Annotated in this window: 14 protein-coding genes; 8 read left to right on the forward strand and 6 right to left on the reverse strand. The window is 71.7% G+C overall.

Annotated elements, in window-relative coordinates; all coding sequences use genetic code 11:
- The first annotated feature begins 5 nt into the window (after window positions 1–5).
- Complete coding sequence (locus ON31_RS13215; protein WP_147287237.1) at window positions 6–503, forward strand: hypothetical protein; 498 nt, start codon at window positions 6–8, stop codon at window positions 501–503.
- Window positions 493–1200, forward strand: a complete 708-nt coding sequence (locus tag ON31_RS13220) for an urease accessory protein UreD (protein ID WP_039813462.1) — start codon at window positions 493–495, stop codon at window positions 1198–1200. Before ON31_RS13215 ends, ON31_RS13220 begins: the two co-directional genes overlap by 11 nt.
- A gap of 242 nt (window positions 1201–1442) precedes the next feature.
- Here ON31_RS13220 and ON31_RS13225 read toward each other — a convergent pair whose 3' ends face one another.
- The 3 genes from ON31_RS13225 to ON31_RS13235 form a co-directional block, all read right to left on the reverse strand.
- Window positions 1443–2219 carry a hypothetical protein gene (locus tag ON31_RS13225; RefSeq protein WP_063821488.1) on the reverse strand — a complete coding sequence of 259 codons (777 nt, stop codon included), beginning with the start codon at window positions 2217–2219 and terminating at the stop codon, window positions 1443–1445.
- Window positions 2220–2402: 183 nt separating this feature from the next.
- Entirely contained in the window at window positions 2403–3362 is a 960-nt protein-coding gene (locus tag ON31_RS34630; protein ID WP_051037182.1) for a hypothetical protein, read from the reverse strand.
- A 96-nt stretch (window positions 3363–3458) separates the two neighbouring features.
- Window positions 3459–4904, reverse strand: coding sequence for an NAD(P)/FAD-dependent oxidoreductase (locus tag ON31_RS13235; RefSeq protein WP_051037183.1), 1446 nt, complete (start codon window positions 4902–4904; stop codon window positions 3459–3461).
- 160 nt (window positions 4905–5064) lie between these two features.
- On the opposite strand from ON31_RS13235, the gene ON31_RS13240 reads away from it, so the two are divergent.
- Window positions 5065–6543: a cytochrome P450 gene (locus ON31_RS13240; protein WP_051037184.1), complete on the forward strand. Its 1479-nt coding sequence runs from the start codon at window positions 5065–5067 to the stop codon at window positions 6541–6543.
- A gap of 24 nt (window positions 6544–6567) precedes the next feature.
- Here ON31_RS13240 and ON31_RS13245 read toward each other — a convergent pair whose 3' ends face one another.
- Both ON31_RS13245 and ON31_RS13250 read right to left on the reverse strand, forming a co-directional pair.
- The gene (locus ON31_RS13245; RefSeq protein ID WP_051037192.1) at window positions 6568–7359 is read right to left on the reverse strand and encodes a serine hydrolase; all 792 of its coding nucleotides are present in this window, start codon (window positions 7357–7359) and stop codon (window positions 6568–6570) included.
- Between the two features lie 212 nt (window positions 7360–7571).
- Window positions 7572–7778, reverse strand: coding sequence for a hypothetical protein (locus tag ON31_RS13250; protein WP_029930573.1), 207 nt, complete (start codon window positions 7776–7778; stop codon window positions 7572–7574).
- A 200-nt stretch (window positions 7779–7978) separates the two neighbouring features.
- Between ON31_RS13250 and recC the strand changes: the two genes are divergently transcribed.
- From recC to ON31_RS13270, 4 genes are all read left to right on the forward strand, one after another.
- Window positions 7979–11500 (forward strand): exodeoxyribonuclease V subunit gamma, encoded by a 3522-nt coding sequence (gene recC, locus ON31_RS13255; protein WP_039813466.1) that lies wholly within the window; start codon window positions 7979–7981, stop codon window positions 11498–11500.
- Between the two features lie 928 nt (window positions 11501–12428).
- Window positions 12429–15698, forward strand: a complete 3270-nt coding sequence (locus tag ON31_RS13260) for a UvrD-helicase domain-containing protein (RefSeq protein ID WP_051037193.1) — start codon at window positions 12429–12431, stop codon at window positions 15696–15698.
- Between the two features lie 34 nt (window positions 15699–15732).
- A complete protein-coding gene (recD, locus tag ON31_RS13265) occupies window positions 15733–17610 on the forward strand; it encodes an exodeoxyribonuclease V subunit alpha (RefSeq protein WP_039813468.1) in 1878 nt (625 codons plus the stop codon).
- Between the two features lie 36 nt (window positions 17611–17646).
- Complete coding sequence (locus tag ON31_RS13270; RefSeq protein ID WP_085996415.1) at window positions 17647–18492, forward strand: alpha/beta fold hydrolase; 846 nt, start codon at window positions 17647–17649, stop codon at window positions 18490–18492.
- A gap of 19 nt (window positions 18493–18511) precedes the next feature.
- Here ON31_RS13270 and ON31_RS13275 read toward each other — a convergent pair whose 3' ends face one another.
- Window positions 18512–19927: an MFS transporter gene (locus ON31_RS13275; RefSeq protein WP_255222085.1), complete on the reverse strand. Its 1416-nt coding sequence runs from the start codon at window positions 19925–19927 to the stop codon at window positions 18512–18514.
- 92 nt (window positions 19928–20019) lie between these two features.
- Here ON31_RS13275 and ON31_RS13280 point away from each other — a divergent pair, with 92 nt between their 5' ends.
- Window positions 20020–20730, forward strand: coding sequence for a TetR/AcrR family transcriptional regulator (locus tag ON31_RS13280; RefSeq protein ID WP_051037186.1), 711 nt, complete (start codon window positions 20020–20022; stop codon window positions 20728–20730).
- Window positions 20731–20755: the final 25 nt, after the last annotated feature.

Genomic DNA, 20755 nt, shown 5'->3' on the forward strand with positions numbered 1-20755 from the left:
CGCGGGTGAGCGACGCGCCCTCCCGGCTCGCCGCTCACACCCGGTTCGACTCGGCGTGCCCGCCGGTGAATGCGCTGGCACCGGCGATGCGGCGCTACCCGCCGACCGTGGTGGGAGGCGGTATCGGCCGGGTCTGCGCGCTCGACGGTTTCGGATCCGCGGTGCACCTCGCATGCCCGCATACCGTGAGCTGTGCCGCCGCACGCCCATCGGTGGGCGCGTTCGGCGGCACAGAGGCGGCCCGGCGGCGGTATGCGCCGACGACGGTGGCGACGGACGGTACCGGCCGTCGCGTTCTCGCACCCGACCTCGGGAACATGTCGCGCATCGGATGCGCGCCCAGCGCGGGTGGTACCGGAGCGTGGTCGTCGGTGTCCGCGAGCCGGGGCGGCGTGGGCCGGGGGGTGTCCGCCGGGCAGGGCGGTATGCCCGCGCGGGTGTCGACCGAGCGGGATCGCCCGTACGGGCGGATCGTTGCCGGGCGGGTGTGCCGTGCGGACTGAGCTGCGGATCGTCGCGGTCGCCGGGATGTTGCCGACGATCGAGGCGGTAGGGGGATTGGCCGGGCGGCGGACCGGAGTGGATACCGTGCATCTGATCGGTACGGCCGCCACACCGCTGGGCGGGGACGAACTCGATATCGCCATCGTGGTAGGGGCGGGCGCGCGGTTGGCGGTGCGATCGGTGGCGGCGACCATCGCGCTGCCCGGACGGGGGACACGGAAGTCGGTGGCGCGCTGGCACTTCGAGGTCGGGGCCGGGGGTGAACTGGACTTCGATCCGGAGCCCACGGTGGTGGCCGGTGGGGCCGAGCATGTGACGACGACGACCGTGCGGTTGGCGGAGGGCGCGCGGCTGCGGTTGCGCGAGCGGGTGCGGATCGGCCGGACCGGGGAGGATCACGGCTACTGGAGCGGTGAGCTGCACGCGGATATCGGCGATCTCCCGCTGCTGCGGCACCGCTTGGACCTCGGCGCGGACGCGGTGACCGACGACACGCTGTCGGGCCCGCGAGCGCTGGAGAGTGTGCTCAGCTACCCGGACGACCGGACGGTGAACACCACCGGTCTCGACGCCGCGCTGCTACCCCTGGCCGCGGGCGGAACTCTCTACACCCGAACGGGTTCCACGCTCGCCACTGCACCTCCGCCGGGCGCCACCGAGTGGACGGCGAGTCGGGCGGCGACCGCGATCATGTGACCTCGCTACGTGGTGACCGGGCGTGTGCGCGGCGGTCCGGTCAGGGGCGCATGGCTCCGAAGTAGACGTCGATGGAGAGCAGGGCGAACAACCAGTCGGCGCTGACGCGCAGGGGTTGGGTTCGGAACATGGTCGCTCCCTTCGGGATCGCATGCTTGGGGCGAGTACGGGTATCCCGGGTGCGACGGGAACCGGACCTCACCCCCGGTTCCCGCCGCATCCGGCACTGCTGGGCGGCTGTATCAGTCGCCGACGACGCGCGGTGGGGCGTTGAAGGAGTTCACCGCTCCGACCACCGCACCGGCCGCCGCACCGACCGCCGCGGCGGGCACGGTGATGACCGCGGCGCCCGCGGCCGCACCGAGCACCGGTCCGGCGACCAGCCCGACGGGGACGAAGGCCAGGCCGGTGACCAGGCCGACCGCACCGCCGACGGCGGCGGAGGTGAGTGCGAACGGGGCCGCGGTGGCGGCTCCGGCGAGCGCGCCCACGGCGGCCGTGCCGATCGTCTGACCGGCGATCCGGTCGGACCGGCTGCGCTCCATGCCGATGGAGTCGAGGAAGGTGGCGAGATTGGCCTCGACCTGCGCGGCATTGTCGTTGATCTGGATCGCCTGTTCCTTGTCGATCCAGTTCGGCGCGTCGACCACCACGTCGCCGAACCGGAACTTGCCGGGCGGCGGGGCGATCGGCGGCACCGGTGCCACCGGAACGGGCGGATGCAGCACGCCGACGGGAGCCAGGTAGCTCTTGTCGGGAGCCGGTCGCGACCACTGGATCGAGCTGTGGGTCTCGTCGGGGATGTTCAGACCCTCGTACGGCGCGACATTGGGCGCCTCGGCCGGCGGCCACTGCTGCGGCGCGTCGTCGTGATGCGCCACCGGGGCGGGCTCGACCGGCGCGGCATTGGCCTGGCCGGAACCGACGATCGCGAGGACTAGCGGAACCGCACCCGCCGCCACCACATTGCCGACTCGATTGCGATGCGGGTTGAGGGCTCTGTGCTTGCCTGCGGCCATAGACGACCTTTCATCGGGGAACAATCGACGCCCCACATTCGGACCCGGCGGTCACCTGGATTGGTCGCGGAATCGGACGACTTCGAGATCGATTGCGTTGCTGAAAGATTGCCCGATCGCGGAATCGGATGATGGCGAAGGCCGAACCCCTGCTACGGGATTCGACCTCCGGACAAATCGGCCTTACTGCGCCGTTGCCGGCTCCGTCGGTGCCGCGGCCGGAACCTCGGTCGCGGGAGCCAGATAGCCATTGGCCGCGCCGACGGCCGCGCCGACCGCCGCACCCGCCGCGGCCGCGGGGACCGCGACCAGGGTGACGCCCGCGGTCGCGCCCACGGCCGGACCCACCACCCAGCCCGCCGGAGCGAACGGCGTGCCGACCATGGCCCCGATGAAACCGCCCATGACGAGGGCGGCGGCCTCGGCCGGGGCCGCCACGCCCACTCCCACGGCCGCGCCGACGGCGGCGGTGCCGATGGTCTGCGCGGCGATGCGATCGGACCGGCTCGGCTCGAACCCGGCCGAGTCCAGGGTGCGGGCCAGCTCCGCCTCGGCGGTGGCCGACAGCGTATTGACCTGGTCGGCCTGTTCGGGTGACAGCCACCCGGGCACGTCGACCTGCGTATCGCCGAACCGCAGCTTCCCCTCGGGCGCGGCGATGGGCGCGACCGCCGGCGCACTGGCCGGATCGGGCATCCGCAGCTGCTCCGGGTCGACGGCCGCGAGCGATCCGCCGGGGATGTCGCGCACGCCGACGGGGGAGTTGCGGCTCACCCGGGTGGTGGGCGCGTCGGCGACCGGCTGGGTGCCGTCCGACATCGCTTCCGTGGCTTCGGTTCCCGCGGCCGGGGTGGATGTCGACGCGGTGGCCGCGGCGGTGGTGTCGAGCCAGCCGCGCACGCCGTCGGCGAGTTCCGGCGGGATCGGCACCGTCAGCGGACCCAGCGGGGAGTGCAGCACCATATCGGTCTGCGGAATCTCCTCGGTGGCCGTGGCGGGCGGGACGGACATGTCCTCCGGATGTACCGGTTCGGCCGAGGCCGTGCCCGCGAGTGCGACGCTGAACGGAAGCGCCCCGACGACGGCGAGTGAACTCAGCCGCCGCCGGGGCGAAAGACGATCAACCTGTTGGCGTTTGCCCATGAATGACCTTTCTCACGAATGTTCACGGCTTTCGAACATTCGGATCCGGTCCAGGTGCCGGATTGGTCCGGGCGTACCCCCGGTCGACGTTAGGGGTTACCCCACTCTGCGGTCGCTCGACGGCGTGGTCGGTTCGTTCGCTACGGATTTGCCGTTACCCGTGGACGTTTCACCGTCGAAGGGCCGGACCGCATCGCGCGCGTCCACATCCCCGGCGTTGACCGCCTCCAGGGCCAGCCGCGCGAACACCCACTGCTCGGTGGCGGCCATCTGGCCGCGGTGACGGCCGAGGAAGGAGACGAACCATTCGAAGACGGTGACGAACCGGCTGCGGAAGCCGACCAGGTACCACAGGTGCAGGCCCAGCCAGGCCAGCCAGGCGATGAAGCCGCCGAATTCCAGCTTGCCCACCTGGCATACCGCGCTGAAGCGCGAGATGGTGGCCATGGAGCCCTTGTCGAAGTACTTGAACGGCTTGCGCTGCTCGGGCGTTTCGCCCTCGAGCCCGGCCTTGATGGCCTTGGCCGCGTAGGTGCCGCCCTGGATCGCGCCCTGCGCCTGGCCGGGCACGCCCGGCACGGCCATGAGGTCGCCGACCACGAAGACGTTCGGGTGCCCCTTGACGGTGAGGTCCGGTTCCACGATCACGCGGCCCGCCCGGTCCACCTCGGTGCCGTCGGAGCGTTCGGCGAGCTGGCGGCCCAGCGCGCTGGCCTGCACACCGGCCGACCAGACCTTGCAGGCGGATTCGATGCGGCGCTCGGTGCCGTCGGCGTCCTTGATGGTGACGCCGCGCGCGTCCACATCGGTGACCATGGCGTTGAGCTGGATTTCCACGCCCATCCGGGCGAGCCGCCGGTGCGCCTTGCCGCCGAGGTTGGGGCCCATGGGCTTGAGCACCGCGTCGGCGCCCTCGACCAGGATCACCCGGGCGTCGCGGGGATCGATATTGCGGAAGGTGCCCTCGAGGGTGCGGTCGGCGAGTTCGGCGATCTGCCCGGCCAATTCGACGCCGGTGGGTCCCGCGCCGACCACGACGAAGGTCATGAACCGGTCGCGCATCTCCTGGGTGGGCGCGAGTTCGGCCTCCTCGAAGCTACCCAGGATGCGGGCGCGCAGTTCGAGGGCGTCGTCGATGGTCTTCATACCGGGCGCGTAGGTGGCGAAGTGGTCGTTGCCGAAATACGACTGCTGCGCGCCGGTGGCCACGATGAGGCTGTCGAACGGGGTCTGATGGTCCTGGTTGAGCAGCCGTGAGGTGACGATGTTGTTCTCGAGGTCGATATCGTGCACGTCGCCCATGATGACCTGCACGTTCTTCTGCTTGCGCAGCACCATGCGGGTGGCGGGGGCGATCTCGCCGACCGAGAGGATGCCGGTGGCCACCTGGTACAGCAGCGGCTGGAACAGGTGGGTGGAGGTCTTGGAGATGAGGGTGATGTCGACGTCGGCGTTCTTCAGGTGCTTGCAGGCGAACAAGCCACCGAACCCGGACCCGATCACCGCCACGCGGTGGCGCTTCACTACAGAATCGGTGCTCATCTAGTCCTGCTCCCTGGAGAAGACGGTATTGCTACGACACATCACGCCCAACGGTAGTACGGCGTGAGCTGAGTCGACCAATCAGGACGCATCGGGAAAACGACCGACATCGCTACTGCCTCGAAAATACAATATGGGCAGTCGCTCAGGGAGGAATGCCATGGTCGCTGTGGCCGGTCGTGTCAGCGCCGAGGCGGAGAACCTGTCCCTGCTCGAGATTCCCGATACCGCGGTGGTCGATCGGCTGCTGCGCCGCCTGCCCGAGCGAGCGCGGGAGCTCGCCGCACCGCCCCCGGGCAGCGGGCTGCGGGCGGTGCGCGGCGATGCCGGGCTGCCGTATCTGGGGCGGAGTCTGCAGTACCTGCGCTGGGGTCCGGCCGAGATGATGGGTCGCTATCGCAAGTACGGACCGGTCTCGTTCAACAATGCGCTGGGCGCACGCCGGGTTCTGGTGGCCGGACCCGAGGCCATCGACGAGGTGCTGGGCCGACGCCGCCAGGACTTCGGTTCCGGCTGGGACTGGTTCATCGGCCCGTTCTTCCATCGCGGACTGTTGCTGCTCTCCTTCGACGAGCACATGTTCCATCGCCGCATCATGCAGCAGGCGTTCACCCGCGACCGGTTGCAGGAGCATCTGACCGAACTGACCGCGGTCGTGGACGCCGCCGTCGCCCGCTGGGCGCCGGCCGGGGAACGGCGGCTGCCGCTGTACCCGGCCTTCAAGGAGCTCACCCTGCGCATCGCCACCGATGTGTTCATGGCGGTCGATTCCGGCGCCGAACGCGAACGGCTGGGCCGGGCGTTCTTGCGCTGCACTCACGCGGCCCTGGCCCTGCTGCGTTTCCCGGTGCCGGGCGGCAACTGGTATGCGGGGCTGCGCGGTCGAAAGGTGCTGGAGGAGTACTTCACCCGCATGATCCCCGCCAAGCGGCGCGCACCGGGACCGGACTTCTTCTCCGCGCTGTGCCGGGCCCGCACCGAGGACGGCGCGGTGTTCAGTGACGCGGACGTGGTGAACCACATGATCTTCCTGATCATGGCGGCCCACGACACCACCACGACCACCGTCACGGCGACCGCCTACTACCTGGGTCGGCATCCGGAGTGGCAGCGCCGGGTGCGTGCCGAAGCCCTGGCCCTGCACGCCGAACTCGACGGCGCCCCGCCCACCATCGCCGATCTGGACCGGCTGCGAGACCTCGATCTGGTGATCCGTGAGAGTCTGCGACTGCTGCCGCCGGTGCCCGGCCTGGTGCGGCGCGCCGCCCGCGACACCGAGATCGCCGGGCATTTCGTCCCGGCCGGCACCCAGGTGGACATCGCCCACGGTGTGAATCACCTGCTGCCCGAGTTCTGGACGCGCCCCGAACTTTTCGATCCGGAGCGGTTCGCCGAACACCGGCGGGAGGATCGCGCGCACCGGCTGGCCTGGCTGCCCTTCGGCGCGGGTGCGCACAAGTGCATCGGCATGCACTTCGGGGTCATGGAGGTGAAGACCATCATCGCGGCGCTGGCCCGCGACTACGAGTGGACGGTCCCCGGCGACTACCTCATGCCGTGGGGTTTCTCCACCATCCCGTTCCCGCGCGACGATGCGCCGACGCTGCTGCGCCGCCGCTCCGGTCCGGGTGCGGACTGAGGGAGCGGCGGCGCGGGGGTCGGATCAGCCGCGGCCCTTGAACAGGATCTCCGCGACGCGGGTGGTGGTCTCCGCGCCCTCGGCGTACCCGCCCGCACCGCCGAGCGAGTTCATGATCGCCAGGGTGTAGCGCTCGCCCGGTCCGGCGAAGCCGACCGAGTTGACCACCCAGCCGCCCTGCTCCTGCGACCAGCCGTTCTTCAGGCCGGGGCGCATGGCCGCGCCCGCACCCCACACCCCCCAGTGCTGGTTGGTGTCCACCCGGCGCATGCGGTCGACGAGATAGTTTCGGTCGTCGGGATGCATACCGGTCAGCACGCTGTCCATCAGCCGGTCGAGATCGGATGGGGTGCACTGCTGGAAGCCCCAGTCGGGGAAGAGCTTGGTCTGCGCCATGGAGCTGGTGGGCGGCATCGGCACCAGCCCGCCCATGCCGTTGGCGCGGAAGGCGTTCTGGAAGGCCATGCGGTCCACGCCCGCGTACTTGTTCCAGAGGATGTCGGCGGCGGTGTCGTTGGAGGTTGCCAGCATGGATTCCAGCAGGCCGCGGTCACCGGCGTCGAGAGCGATCGCGCCGACCCGGGCGCGGTTGAGCAGATCCTCGGCCATCGCCAGCTTGATGGTGGAGGCCGTCCAGAACATGGTCTCGGCGTTGGCGTTTCGGTAGATGCCGCCGGTAACCCGGTCGCGCACCACGTATCCGACCAGTCCCGGGCGGCCCTGGAGGTAGTCGTCCACCCGGGCGATGCGGCTGGACATATCGCAGTCGAAGCCGGCCATGCACTGCGCGGCGGCCGTCGGTAAGGACGGTCCCATCCCATCCGGCAGCAGTGCGGGCGCGGTGGGGATCAGGGCGGCGGCGGTGAGGACGGCGGCGGAGGCGGCCACACGGTTGCGCCGAGGCTTCGGAGAACGCACGGTGGACCACAATAGACAGTGAAGTGTCCGCTCTGCACGTCTTGCGGACAATTCGTGCGGGAGCTGGCGAAATACGTCTGCCCGCAGTGGCTTTCGCATGCCCGCCGCGATCAGCGGAACGCGGCCTCGAGCTCCTCGACGCTGCGGCCGTTGAGGCGGTAGCAGTGTTCGAACGCCTCGGAGTGGCGCTCGCGCGGCCAGGTGTGCAGGACGATGCCGCGGCCGTAGTGGCGCGAGTTGATCAACTCCCAGCGGTCGCCGACGCGACGAACCGTGAACCCGCTTCTGGGCACCAGGGGAATCACCGTGGCGGACATCGACGCGAACCAGCCTTTCCGTACCTACTGCGCTACTGCCTACCTCCCCGAAAAGCCCTCCCCGCAAAGCACTGTCGCACACCGATTGCCGATTCCCGTGTGACGCGCCCGAGCAAATCCGCGGCGTGTGGCGCGTGTCACCGTAAGGCGCGCGGCACCCGGTGTTTGCATCCGGTTCGCCGACTGTATAAACACAGCTCGTGCACATTCACCGGGCCGAGCGAGCGGACACGCTCGTCGACGCGCTCGCCCAGCTGCTGGCCAGACCCCTTGACGACCCCTTCGCCGCCGAGGTCGTCGCGGTACCGGCCAAGGGGATCGAGCGCTGGGTGATCCAGCGGCTGGCCACGGTGCTCGGCAGTGCGACCGGCGGTGACGGCATCGCCGCGAATATCGAATTCCCGGATCCGGCGAGCCTGGTGGGCGCGGTGCTGGCGGAGGCGACCGGGCTGACCCCCGATACCGACCCGTGGGCTCCCGAACGACTGGTGTGGACGCTGCTGCCGGTACTGGACGCGGTGCTGGCGGAACCGTGGTGCGGTGTGCTGTCGCGGCATCTCGGCCGGGGCGATGCCGCCGGACACAAGGTGGGGAGGCGCTACGCGACCGCCGCGCGGATCGCGGACCTGTTCGACGGCTACGGCACCCAGCGCCCCGGCATGATCGCCGCGTGGGCGGACGGGCTCGATACCGACGGCACCGGACGCGAGCTGCCGGAGGATCTGCGCTGGCAGCCGCGCCTGTGGCGGACGCTGCGGGAAGCCGTGGGAGTGCCGAGCCCGGCCGAGCGATTGGCCGACGCGTGCGCACACCTGCGGGCGGAACCCGGGGTGGTGTCGCTGCCCCGGCGGATCTCACTGTTCGGCGTGACGCGACTGACCACCGACCAGCTCGAGGTGCTGTCGGCGCTGTCCGCGGGGCGGGAGGTGCACCTGTGGCTGGTGCACCCGAGCCCGACACTGTGGACGGAACTGGCGTCGAACGGTGCGGACGCGCAGGCTGATTCAGCAGTCCGGTCGGGTTCCAATGCGGCGGGTGATACCTCCGCATCGGTGCGCGCGGTCTCCGATCGGGAGCCGGTGGACCGAGCGGACGGATCGTCACCTTCGAGCGAGATGCCGGATTCCCTTGTGCGGGTGCGGCATCCGCTGCTCGCCGCCCTCGGCCGCGACGTGCGCGAATTGCAGCAGCGCCTGCGCGCCTACGACCACATCGACACCTACCACCCGCCCGCCGCGATATCGCCGGGGACAACCGCAGCCGAGCCGGGCCGGGCTGGTCCGCCCGGCGCGCAGGCGGGGGAGGTCGCGTCGGACACGTCGGACCTCGGGCGCACCCTGCTGTCCACGCTGCAGGCCGCGATCCGGGAGGATCGGTGGCCGGTGGCGGTCGAACCCGAGCTGGCCGGGGACGGGACCGTCGGCGTGCACGCCTGTCACGGTCCGGCGCGGCAGGTGGAGGTGCTGCGGGACTGTCTGCTGCACATCTTCGCCGCGGATCACACGCTGCAACCGCGCGATGTGGTGGTCATGTGCCCGGACGTGGAAAGCTATGCGCCGCTGGTGCGGGCGGCCTTCGGGCAGTGGTCCCACGACACCGCCGAAGCCGGGCATCCCGGGCACGCACTGCGGGTGCGGTTGGCCGATCGGGCGCAGCGGGCGGTGAATCCGCTGCTCGGCGTGATCGGGACACTGTTGGAACTGGCCGACGGCCGGGTCACCGTCACCGAGGTGCTGGATCTCGCCGCGGCCGAACCGGTGCGGTTGCGCTGCGGATTCGACGACGACGATCTGGAACGACTGCGGGAGTGGGCCGCCGAGACCGGGGCGCGCTGGGGTATCGGGCAGCGGCAGCGGCAGGCGTTCGGACTCGGCGATTTCGCGCAGAACACGCTCAATGCCGCCGTGGACCGCATTCTGCTCGGCGTGGCCGCGGGCGAATCCGGCGCCGACTGGCTGGATCTGGCGCTGCCGCTCGACGATGTCGACTCGGGTGACATCGATCTGGCGGGGCGCTTCGCGGAATTCGTGGACCGGCTCGCGGTCTGCCTGCGCGACCTGCGCGGCCCCACCCTGGCCGAACCGGCCGGAACCGCGCGCCCGGCCGGGGAGTGGGCCGCGGTGCTCGGCCGCGCGCTCGATCTGCTGACCGACGTGACCCGCGCTCAGGCGTGGACGGGCGTGCAGGCGCGGCGCGAACTGGCCGCCGCCCTCGAACACGCCGGGGATGTGCCGTTGCGCCTGCCCGATATCGCGGCGCTGCTGGCGACCCGGCTGGCGGGACGGGCCTCGCGCGCCAACTTCCGCACCGGCGAGCTGACCGTGTGCACCATGGTGCCCATGCGGTCGGTGCCGCACCGGGTGGTGGTGCTGCTCGGACTCGACGACGAGGTCTTCCCGCGCGCGGGCGGCATCGACGGCGACGATGTGCTGGCCCGGCACCGCTGCCCCGGTGACCGCGACCCGCGCAGCGAGGACCGGCAGCTGCTGCTGGACGCCATCATGGCGGCGGGGGAGCGACTTGTGCTGCTGCACACCGGATCCGATCCGGTCACCGGGGCGCACCGGCCGCCCGCCATCCCGCTCGCCGAGGTGCTCGACACCGTGCGCGCCCATGTCGGCGGTGCGGCCATGGCGCGGATCGTGCGGCGGCATCCACTGCAACCCTTCGACGCCGCCAACTTCCGCGCCGACGATCCGTTCAGCTTCGATCCGGTGGCCCTCGCGGGTGCGGTGGCCGCGCGGCAGCCGCAGCAGTCGCGGCCGGTATTCCTCGCCGCCCCGCTGCCCGCCGCGTCGCCGGGCGATGTGGAGCTCACCGATCTGGTGGCCTTCGCCGAACACCCGGTGCGCGCCTTCCTGTGGCAGCGGCTCGGCATCCGCGTGCCGGAGGAGGAAGAGGAGATCGACGACCGGCTGCCGATCGCCCTGGACGGACTCACCAAATGGTCCATGGGCGAACGCATGCTGGCCGCGCGGCTCAACGGCGTGGAGGCCGATATGCTGCGCGCGGCCGAATGGCGGCGCGGCACCCTGCCGCCCGCGCGCATGGGCGCGGCGGTGCTCGACGATATCGAGGGCACCGTGGACCAGTTGGTGCGGGTGGCTCGCCCCATGCACGAGATCCCGGGCCGCACCATCGACGTGGCGGTGGACCTCGGTGACGGCCGCCGCCTCACCGGCACCGTCGCCGACGTGCACGACGACGCGCTGCTGCGCGCCACCTACTCGCGGCTCGCCCCCAAACACCGGCTCGCCGCCTGGGTGCGGCTGCTGGCCCTGGCCGCCAGCGGTTCGCATCAGAGCTGGCGCGCCCTCACCCTGGGCCGCGGCCAGTTCCGCAATCCGGTCTGGCAGTCCACCCTCACCGCCCCCGACGCCGCCACCGCCCGCGCCATCCTGCGCCAACTCGTGCACCTGCGCGACGCCGGACTCACCGAACCCCTGCCCATCGCCCCGTCCGCGACCGCCGTCTACGCCGACCGCCGCTGCAAGGGCGCGACCGTGGACGACGCCACCCTCTCCGCGGAACAGGACTTCGACAGCGCGTACGGTGAACGCACCGACCGCTACCTCCGCCAGGTGTGGGGTCCGGCCCTGCGTTTCCCGGACCTGACCCGAGCCCCGGCCGAACACGGCGGCGACGAGCCGACACGCTTCGGCGAACTGGCCCGAATGCTGTGGAACCCGTTGCTCGCCAACGAGAATCAGGGGAGACCATGACGACGACCGCGAAGCACGGATGAGCGACGAACTCTTCTCCCTCACCGACACGGCGGCGGACCCGCCCACCCCGACCCGCCGTCGCTCCCGCCCGCCCCGCGACCCGGAGCCCGCGAATACCGATACCGCCGTGGATGTGCTGGCCCTACCGCTCGACGACCTGCCCAGGGGCGCCGGGGCCGAGCGCGCGGCCGGTGCGGCCGACAGCGCCGGACCGGCGCGCGCCGCGCTGTCCGACCCCGAGTCGGACCGGCACGATACCGTCCCCGAATCGGGTTCGGTCGCCGCCGAAACCTCGCCCGGCGGGCGCACCGAGCACGCCGTGGACCGCCACGGTTCGGGCGCGGTTGCGCCGGGCGACCAGCCCGACCAACCCGCGCGGACCGAGCAAGGGGCGAACCGCCGTTCGCGGCGCTCCGGCCACCGGGGACCGGGCGATGCGGTCCTCCCGGCCGAGAACGGTTCGTCCCGAGCGTCGGTCGATCCCGATACCGAAGATGCGTATCCGGACCGGTCGGCCGCGCCGCAGGGTCGGCCGCGCCCGGTCGCGGACATCGGGCGAGACACACCGAACGTGGGAGCAGCGGGCGCGAACAGCTCCGCTCGGTCCGATCCGAGTGGGGCCGGAGGCGGCGAAATACCGGCCGCCACGGTAGATTCCGGCCCGGAGATCGTTGCCGAGGATACGGGGAGCCGTTCCCGGCGCGAGCCGGTTGCGCCCTCCGCCGCGCCGCAGCGGCGCACCGGCGGGCCACGTGAGCGTGACGCCGCGCCGGAGAGCCGGTCGGCCGTGCCGCCGATGCTCACTCCGCAGCGGGGACCCAGGTACGACACGACGGGGGAGGGCGGGACGCCGGACCGCGCGCCGGGGCCGCAGGGGCGGGCCGAGTCGCGGTTCGATCTGCGGGGGCCGCTGCCCGCCGGGACCATGGTGCTGGAGGCCAGTGCGGGGACCGGGAAGACGTACGCCATCGTGGGGTTGGCGGTGCGGTATGTGGCCGAGGCGGGGGTGGATATCTCGCAGCTGCTGCTGGTGACGTTCAGTCGGGCGGCCACCCAGGAACTGCGGGAGCGGACGCGGAACCGGTTCGTGGAGGTGGCGACCGGGCTGGCCGATCCGGAGGCGGCCCGGGAGTCCCGGGATGAGCTGGTTTCCCTGCTGGCGCAGGCGGATTCGGCGGAGGTGGCGTTGCGGCGGGAGCGGCTGCTGGCGGCGCTGTCGGATTTCGACGCCGGGTCGATCGCCACCACGCACAGCTTCTGCCAACGCATGCTGGACGAGCTGGGGCTGGCGGGGGAGCGGGATCCGGGGGCCCGGTTGGTGGAGAGCATCGAGGATGTCGTCGCCACCGTGGCCGACGATCTGTACGTGAGCCGGTACGCGCGCGACGGCGCGCCGTTCAGCCCGTCGGAGGCGCACGAGCTGGCGGTGTCCGCGGTGGGGGATCGGCAGTCGATGCTGGTGCCGCAGGCCGAGTACGACGGTGACCCGGCGGCCGAGCGGGTGGCCTTCGCCGAGGCTGTGCGCACGGAAGTGGCCCGCCGCAAACAACTTTCGGGCATCCGTGACTTCGACGACCTGCTGGTGCTGCTGCACCGGGTGCTGGCCGACACCGAGCACGGCGAGCGCGCCTGCCGCCGCATCCGGGACCGGTTCCAGGTGGCGCTGGTGGACGAATTCCAGGACACCGACCCGCTGCAGTGGGACATCCTGCGCCGCGCCTTCCACGGCCACGCCACCCTCGTGTTGGTCGGCGACCCCAAACAGGCCATCTACGCCTTCCGGGGCGCGGAGGTGCTCAGCTACCTGACCGCCGTCTCCGTCGCCGACAACCGCCGTGAACTCACCGTCAACTGGCGCAGCGACGCCGGACTGCTCCAGGCCCTCGCGCACGTGCAGAGCGGAGCGGCCCTGGGTCATCAGGAGATTCGCGTCCACCCGGTCGCCGCCACCCGCCCGTGGACCCGGCTGTCCGGCCCGGCCGAAGCCATCACCCCGCTGCGGCTGCGCTGTTTCCCGCGCAGCGGTGCCGGACCGCTCAACAAGTCGGGCTTCCCCACCGTGGGCCGCCAGCGCGAACGCGTCGCCACCGATGTGGCCGCCGATATCGTGCGCCTGCTCGAATCCGGGGTCACCATCACCACGTCCGCGGGCGAGCGCCCGGTGGACGCGGGCGATATCGCCGTGCTGGTGCGCACCCACACCCAGCTGAACCTGGTGCGCGCCGCCCTGGAGAAGGCCGGGGTGCCCTCCGTACTCACCGGCGGGGCCAGCGTGTTCGGCACCGAATCGGCCATGGACTGGCTGTGGGTGCTGCGTGCCCTGGAGCAGCCGCACCGCGCCGACCGTGTCCGGCTGGCCGCGGGTACCGCCCTGTTCGGCCTGTCCGCCGTCGAGATCGACAGCGGCGGAGCCGATCTCGTCGGCCAGCTGAGCGCCCAGCTGCGCGATTCCGCCCGCCTGTTCACCCGCGCCGGATTCGCCGCCGTCTTCGAAAGGCTCTCCGCCGAACGGGAACTCGCACCGCGCCTGCTCGCTCTCGACGGCGGGGAACGCCAGCTCACCGACCTGCGGCAGCTCGCCCAGCTGCTGGACGAGGCGGCGCTGCGCGAATCCCTCGGCCTCACCGCACTGGCCCGCTGGCTCGCCGACCGGGTGCGCGATCCGGCCTCGGGCGCGGTCACCGGCCGCAGTCGCCGCCTGGACCGCGACGCCCGTTCGGTGCAGATCGCCACCGTGCACGCCAGCAAGGGCCTCGAATTCCCGGTCGTCTACCTGCCTTTCGCGTGGGACTCGATGATGCTGCCCAAGAACGCGGCCCTGCTGTTCCACGACGAGCGGGACCGCCGCGTGCTCGATGTCGGCGGCCCCGACGCTCCCGGCCACGCTCAGCGCAAGCGGTGCGCCGAGGCCGAGGCGGCGGGGGAGGAGCTGCGGCTGCTGTACGTGGCGCTCACCCGCGCCGGCGCGCAGGTGGTGGCCTGGTGGGCGCCCAGCTACAACACCGCCACCGGCCCGCTGCACCGCATGCTGTTCGGCCGCGAACCCGGCGGCGACGAGGTCGCCGACAAGGTGGCGGTGCCCGCCGATCACGTTGCCCTGGACCGCATCACCACCTGGGCCGCCGCCGCCGGAGACGGCGTGATCACGGTGGAACCGGTGGACCGGGCGCGGGCGGCCCGACTGGTGGCCGCCACTACCGACGGCGCGGTCGGTGAGCTCGCCGCCGCGCGCTTCGACCGGGTACTCGACCACGACTGGCGGCGCACGTCCTATTCGGCGCTCACCGCCGGAGCCCACGACCACGCACCCACCACCGACACCCCGGACGGGCGCGGCATCGCCGACGAACCCGACGCGCCGAGCGTGCTCGCCGACGCCGCGGTCCCCGCGACGGCCGCGCCCTCGCTCATGAACGATCTGCCCTACGGTGCCGAATTCGGTACCCTCGTGCACGAGGTGCTGGAGTACGTCGACACCGACGCCCCCGACCTCGCCGCCGAGATCCGCGACCGCACCGCGCACGCCGTGGCCGAGCAGATGTTCGATGCCGACCCCGAGGTGCTGTCGCGGGCACTGCTGGCGGTCATGCGCACCCCGATCGGCTTCGGCTGCCTCGCCGACATCCCCACCCGCGACCGGCTCAGCGAACTCGACTTCGAACTGCCCCTCGCCGGGGGCGACACCCCGGCCCGCGAGCGGGTGACGGTGCCCCATATCGCCACCCTGCTGCGCCGCCATCTCCCGCCCGGCGATCCGCTGGCCGACTATGCCGATCAGCTCGCCGATCTGGACGACACCCCGCTGCGCGGCTACCTCACCGGAAGTATCGACGCCGTGCTGCGCATTCCGGGCCCGCGCTTCGTGGTGGTCGACTACAAGACCAACCGCCTCGGCACCGGCGGCCTCACCGTCGCCCACTACACCCACGAACAGATGGCCGCCGAGATGATGCGCTCCCACTACCCGCTCCAGGCGATCCTGTATTCGGTTGCCCTGCACCGCTATCTGCGCTGGCGGCTGCCCGACTACGCCCCGGAGCGCCACCTCGGCGGCATCCGCTACCTGTTCGTGCGCGGCATGATCGGCCCCGACACCCCGGACGGTGCGGGCGTTTTCGACTGGGAGCCGCCCGCCGCGCTGGTGGTCGAGCTGTCCGCCCTGCTGGCGGGCGAGACGGGCGGAGGACGGGCATGACGGTCGGGCAGGGGCGAAGGGTGGTGACCGGGCGATGACGTCGATCGCGGTGGCGCAGCGCGGCACCGGGCCGCTGCGCACCTTCAACGAGGCGGGTGTGCTGTCCGCCGCCGATGTGCACGTCGCCGTGCGGCTGGGGCGGCTGGGCCGGGAGGATTCACCCCTCGTCCTGTTCGCGACCGCGCTGGCGGTGCGCGCCGTGCGCTCCGGATCGGTCTGTCTGGAGCTGCGGCGCATGCACGAGATCGGCGTGGACGCCGAGGGGACCGAGGAGTCGGCCATCGACCCCGCCACCCTGCCCTGGCCCGATGTGGACGCCGTCATCGCGGCGCTGCGGGTGAGCCCGCTGGTGTGCGGCAGCCCGGCCGGACCGCTCACCCCGCTGCGCCTGGTCGACACACCCGCCGGACCGCTGCTCTACCTGAGCCGCTACTACCAGCAGGAACAGACCATCCGCCGGGTGCTCACCGAACGCGCCGCCACCCATCCCATGGTGGACGCGGAACTGGTTCGGCGCGAACTGGATCGGCTCTTCCCCGATCAGACCGGGCCGGGGGAGCCGCCCGACCGGCAGCGGCTGGCCGCGGCGCTGGCCGCCACCCAGTGGACCACCGTGGTCGCCGGTGGCCCCGGCACCGGCAAGACCCACACCATCGCGCGGGTGCTGGCGCTGCTGGTGGCGCATCAGCAGGCCGCCCCGGGCGCGCCTGCGCTGCGCATCGCCCTGGCCGCGCCGACCGGCAAGGCCGCCGCCCGCCTCCAGGAGTCGGTGCGGGAGCAGGCCGGGGATATCGGCCTGCCGGAACTCACCGCCGCCACCCTGCACCGCCTGCTGGGTTGGCAGCGCGGCGGCGCGTCCCGCTTCCGGCACAACGAATTCAACCGCCTGCCCTACGACGTGATCGTGGTGGACGAGACCTCCATGGTGTCGCTGACCATGATGAGCCACCTGCTGCCCGCCGTCCGCGCGGACGCCCGCCTCGTCCTGGTCGGCGATCCGGACCAGCTGGCCTCGGTGGACGCGGGCGCGGTGCTGGCCGACCTGGTCGCCGGACCCGTACCGGGACAGGCGAATCCGGCGCTGGACCGGATCCTCGGCACGGACTTGTCCGCCACCGCCGCCCATCCGGACGCGCTGTCCGGGCGGGAACGGGAACGCCTGCGCGGCGGCATCGTCCGGCTCACCCGGGGCCGCCGCTTCGGCGGCCGCATCGCCGAACTGGCGGTGGCCGTGCGCGCGGGTGACGCCGACGCCGCCCTCGCGCTGCTGGCCGACGGCGGCCACGAACTGTCCCTGCACGCCCCCGAGGACGTCACCGAGGTGCGCGAGGACGTGCTGCGCGCCTCCGGCGACGCCACCGACGCGGCCCTGCTCGGCGATGCTGCCGCCGCGCTCACGGCCCTGGAATCGCATCGCCTGCTGTGCGCGCACCGGCAGGGCCCCTACGGCGTGGAGCGCTGGGACCGGCTCGCCGCCAGCTGGGTCACCGCCGCCGGTATCGCCTCCGATCCCGGTGCGGGACAGTGGTATCCGGGCCAGCCGCTGCTGGTCACCGCCAACGACCACGAGGCCCGCATCTACAACGGCGACACCGGCGTGATCGTGCGCGCGCCCGACGGCACCCTGCGCGCCGCCCTGCAGCGCGGCACCGAACCGTATCTGGTGCACCCCACCCAGTTCCCGGGCGTCACCACCGTGTACGCCATGACCATCCACCGTAGCCAGGGCAGCCAGTACGACACCGTCTCGGTGGTGCTGCCCGGACCCGAATCCACGCTGCTCACCAGGGAATTGCTGTACACGGCCATCACCCGCGCGCGCAAGCGGGTCCGGATCATCGGCACCGAGGAGTCCATTCGCTCCGGCATCGACCGCCGGGTACTGCGCGCGAGCGGACTGCGCGTGAACTAGACCGCTGATTCGTCCGTTTGGAGCAGACTGGGGGATATGGGAATGCCTGCCGAATTCGAGGGAACCAGCGAGACGATCATCGCCGCCGACGGCACGCCGATCGCCTTTCACACCACCGGGCACGGCCCGGGGGTGATCGTGATTCCGGGGGCGCTGTCGGTGGCCGCGGGTTTCGCCCGCTTCGCCCGTACCCTGGGGGAGCGATTCACGGTCCACATCATGGAGCGGCGCGGCCGCGGCGACAGCGGGCCGCAGGGGGAGGACTACAGCATCGACACCGAACTCGAGGATCTGCGCGCACTGCGCGACAAGACCGGCGCGACCCTGCTGGTCGGGCACAGCTACGGCGGGCTCATCGCCCTGGAGGCGGCGCGGGACCCGGAGATCCGGAAGGTCGCGGTGTACGAACCCGGTGTCTCCGTCAACGGTTCGATGCCCTCGAACTGGATTCCGTCCTATGAGAAGTATCTGCGGCAGGACAAGCCCTGGAAGGCGTTCGTGCAGTACCTGCGTGCGGTCGGCCCGGAGGGCATCCGCCGCGTGCCGAAGTGGATGCTGGAGCGCGCCATGCCGTTGGCCATGAAAGCGCCTGAGCGCGACATCATCTCGAGTCTGCTGTGGGAAAATCTGCGCGAGCACCGCGAGGTCATCCGTCTGGACGACACCTATCCGCACTATCGCGACATCACGGCGGAGGTGCTGCTCATGGACGGCGACCGCGACCGGCTCGCCCGCGACGACGCCGACCGCGACCGGATCGCCGAGGTCATCCCGCACTGCGTCCGCTACACCTTCCGGGGCCTCGACCACTTCGGCATCGACAAGAACGATCCGGCCCTGGTGGCCGCCACCGTCGCCGAATTCCTCGATACGCCTGAGTGATTCGGCGACGGATCGCGAACTAGACCGCCGGTTCGGCAGCGGGCGCGGGCTGCCGGGCCGGTGCGCGCAGGATGAGCGCGGCGGCTACGGCCCCGATCGCGAGCAGTGCCGCCGCCAGCCGCAGCGCGGTGGTGTACCCGTCGGCGAGCACGTCGGGCGCGCCGCTGTCGCCGATGACGGTCGCGGCCGTGGTGGCCAGCACCGCCAGCCCCAGTGAGCCGCCGAGTTGCCGTGCGCTGTTGAGGATTCCGGAGGCCAGCCCCGACTGCTCGGCGGGCACGCCGCTGACGGCCGCGACTCCCATCGCCACCGTGGCCGCGCCCACCCCGATGCTCGCCACCATCGACGGACCCAGCACCGCGACCAGGAAATGCGATGTGGGAGTGGTGAATCCGAACCACAGCAGACCCGCTGCCCCCAGCAGCCCGCCGATCAGCAGCACCGGGCGCGGACCGTATTTCGGCGCGGTGAGCATGGCGACCCGCAGGCCGATGCCCACGCCGAGGCAGAACGGCACGAAGGCCAGCCCGGTCGCCACCGGCGAGTAGCCCAGCACCCGCTGCATGAGCAGGGAGACGAAGTAGAAGCTCGCGAACTGCGCCGAGGCCAGCATGAACCCGAAGACGGTGGCCCCGACGAGGGAGCGGCGGCGCAGGAAGCCCAGCGGCACCAGGGGATCGGCGGTGCGCGCCTCCACCAGTGCGAAGGCGACCAGGGCGAGCGCTCCGGCCGCCGCCCAGCCGAGGGTGCGCGCCGAGGTCCAGCCGTGCTCCTCGGTCGAGATCACCGCCACCACCAGCGCGGTCACGCCCGCGGTGACCAGTGCCGCGCCCGGCAGGTCCAGACCTGCGCGCCGCGTCACGTCCCGGTGGGCGACGGCGCGCAGCACCGCGGCCGCGGCCAGCACCGCGAAGAGCACGTTCACCCACATGACCGCCCGCCAGCCGACGTACTCGGTGAGCAACCCGCTCAGCACCACACCGGCGGCGCCGCCCGCCGCGCCCGCGCCGCCCCAGACCGCCATGGCCTTGGAACGCGCCGGGCCCTCGGCGAATTCGGAGGTGACCAGGGCCAGTGACATCGGCGCGAGCACCGCCGCGGCCACGCCCTGGACGGCGCGGGCGGTGCGCAGTTCCCACGCGTGCTGGGCGAGCCCGCCCCAGGCGCTGGCGAGTGCGAAGACCGCCAGGCTACCCAGCAGCAGGGTGCGGCGGCTCACCAGGTCGGCCAGCCGCCCGCCCAACAGCATGAGGCCCGCGAAGGTGAGCAGGTAGGCGTTGATCACCCAACTCAGCCCGGAGCCGCTGAAGTGCAGGTCGGCGTCGATATCCGGGAGCGCCACATTGACGATCGACAGATCGAGGGACACCAGGAACATGACGGTGAAGACGACGGCGAGCGTCCAGCCCGCCCGGCCGTCGGGGCGATCGGTCACGGCAACCTCCATAATTAAATAACGCGTGTGTTTAATACGGTTAGCACAGCCTAACTCCGGTGTCGAGAGGGTGATTTCGCAGAATGGGAGCCATGGCCGACAGTGCGACCACACCCCGGCGGCGCGGCCGACCCGTGCGCGTGAGCAGGGCAGACATCATCGCCGCGACCACGCGGCTGCTGGCCGCGGGAGGTAAGGACGCGTTCAGCATGCGCAAACTCGCCGATGAACTCGGCGTCAGCACCGCCGCCGTCTACCACCACTTCCCGGCGCAGGCGCAGCTGTTCATCGCCGTGCTCAGCGCCCGCGCCGAGGAACTGCCCGCGCCTCGACTGCCGCAGGATCCGCGCGAACGCCTGGTCGCGCTCATCGCCTATCTCATCGACATACTCCAGGAGCTGCCGTGGGTGGCCGAGCTGCTGGTGGGCGGGGAGTCCTTCGGCCGCGCCGCGCTCTGGATCCTGGACGAGTTCATCCGCAGTGCACGGGCATTGGGCGCCAGCCCGCAGTACGCCGCCTACATGTACTCCGCACTGTGGCGCTTCGTGCTCGGTGAGCTGCTCATGCGGCGCGCCGACGCCGAGCGCGTGGCCGCGCCGGCGGACGCCCGGCCGCCCCGATGGACCGAGTTCGTGACCCCGGAGGATCTGGCCGAATTCCCGGAGGTGCGCGACATCCTGCCGCAGTGGAGCGCGGTGCGGGAACTGCTGCCCGGCGATACGGCGATCCGGAGGTTCGTGGACGGCCTGCTCAGTGGCATCGATACCCTGGAGTCGGGTGCGCAGGGCACCGACCGGCACTGATGCCGGTTCGGCGGAAGCAGCGAGG

This window comes from Nocardia otitidiscaviarum NBRC 14405 (assembly GCF_000308635.1).
GTDB classification, from domain to species: Bacteria; Actinomycetota; Actinomycetes; order Mycobacteriales; family Mycobacteriaceae; genus Nocardia; species Nocardia otitidiscaviarum.